Annotated in this window: 2 protein-coding genes; both read right to left on the bottom strand. The window is 29.0% G+C overall.

What is annotated here, in order from left to right; translation table 11 throughout:
• Positions 1-85: 85 nt before the first annotated feature.
• Positions 86-760, bottom strand: coding sequence for a 5'-methylthioadenosine/adenosylhomocysteine nucleosidase (locus Q0370_RS09680; protein ID WP_299575127.1), 675 nt, complete (start codon positions 758-760; stop codon positions 86-88).
• A gap of 15 nt (positions 761-775) precedes the next feature.
• Positions 776-1,315, bottom strand: a complete 540-nt coding sequence (locus Q0370_RS09675) for an FxLYD domain-containing protein (RefSeq protein WP_299575125.1) — start codon at positions 1,313-1,315, stop codon at positions 776-778.
• Positions 1,316-1,698: the final 383 nt, after the last annotated feature.

Raw genomic sequence — 1,698 nt, 5'->3', positions numbered from 1 at the left:
TGCAACAATTCCAACTGCTCTCATTACTTTAAATGGATTTAATCGAAAACTCATTTTTTCTCCCTTCTTTCAACTTTTTATTTTATTAAACAATTTCTTTTAATATTTTTTTAGAATTTTCCGCCGCCAGTTTCACAAAAGTTTCATATTCCATATCAGATTCGTCTGTAATTGAATCTGAAATCGAACGGATTATCAAAAATTTTACACCTAGCCTTGTACAGACTTGAGCTACAGCTCCACTTTCCATATCCACGCAAAGTGCTTCAAAATCTTTTCCAAGTTGAATTTTCACATCTTTTTTACTTACAAACTGATCTCCAGTCAGAATTCTTCCAAGCAAAATCTGATGCTCAAAATTAGTTATATTTCCAGTTTTTTCAATTAGATTTTTATCTGATTCAAATGCCCATTCCTTCATTTGAGGGATTTGTCCCATTTTATAGCCAAAGGCTGTAGCATCAACATCATGCTGAACAATATCCCGCCCAACAACAACATCTCCAACTTTCAGCCTTTCATCCAGTGATCCAGCTACTCCTGAAAAAATTATCTCACTTACACCAAATTTTTCAATTAATAAAGTTGCAGTAATTGCAGCATTTACCTTCCCAATTCCAGATTGCACAAAAACAACCTCTTTATCATTAAATTTTCCAGTAAAAAACGATATTCCGTTTATTATATTTTCATTAATATCTTTAATTTCCTTTTTGATTGCTTCAGCCTCTTCAATTACTGCTCCAATAATTCCTATCATTATTTCCTCCGATTTTTATTTTTCATTTTCAATATTATTAGTGTTTTCATTATTAACATTTTCAGTATTACTATCTTTATTTTCAATAGTTGTATTTATATTTCCTTCATAAATATACGTATCTTTAAGTTTACAAGTTTTCGTTTCATTTGTATTAAGAACTGCCTGAAATTCCCATTTTTCATTTTTTCCAAGCGAACTTATGTTGTCAACAGCATCTCCAATTTTTGCTCCATTTTCATCAAAACATGGAATTTCTATTGTCAGATTTCTTTTTCCTACTCCATTATGCATCAAAATTCCTGTAACAATAGTTTTTCCTCCAGTCACTTCTACTTCTGCATTCGAAAACTTATATTTTGTATTTTTAGCCTTTATTTCTCCGTCATTTCCACCAATAATACCCCCAATTAATTTCCCAGTTGTCCCAATAACTGCCCCAGTAACTCCACCAGCAGCTTTTATAGTCCCTCCGACTACACTTCCAACTCCACCAATAATTCCGCAAGATGAAGTCAAAACCATTATTCCAATCAACAAAATTCTTCTTTTCACTGTTCTTAATCCTTATTCCTTTTTTATTTTTTATAAAATTTTCCCTAGCTATATTTATTTAATCATCTAGCTTTTTTATTTTAATTAATAAATGTGTTTATTTTATATCTTTAATTTATTTTAATATCCGAGTTCACTATGCCTTATTTTTACATATCTAATTGATTACTGCTTGAAAATAAAAGTGAAATATGCCGAGAAAATGGTAATTGTTCCTCTTTAATTTAATAATATAAAAACTATAAAAAATATTTACTAACAATAACACATTTTTCGAAAATTCTATATATTATACAATATATGATTTACAAAATGAATGATTCACCTTCTACTTATAAAAATCCAAAAAAATTATAAAATCTCTATTGACTTTCATATTTTTT

Source organism: uncultured Leptotrichia sp., from assembly GCF_938036635.1.
GTDB lineage: Bacteria > Fusobacteriota > Fusobacteriia > Fusobacteriales > Leptotrichiaceae > Leptotrichia > Leptotrichia hongkongensis.
Note: the sequence above shows the minus strand (reverse complement) of the source record. Positions and strands in the feature narration are given on the sequence as shown.

What these genes read in the sequence shown, in the direction of transcription:
- Q0370_RS09680 (WP_299575127.1), bottom strand. Translation starts at nt 760, where the DNA reads ATGATAGGAATTATTGGAGCAGTAATTGAAGAGGCTGAAGCAATCAAA.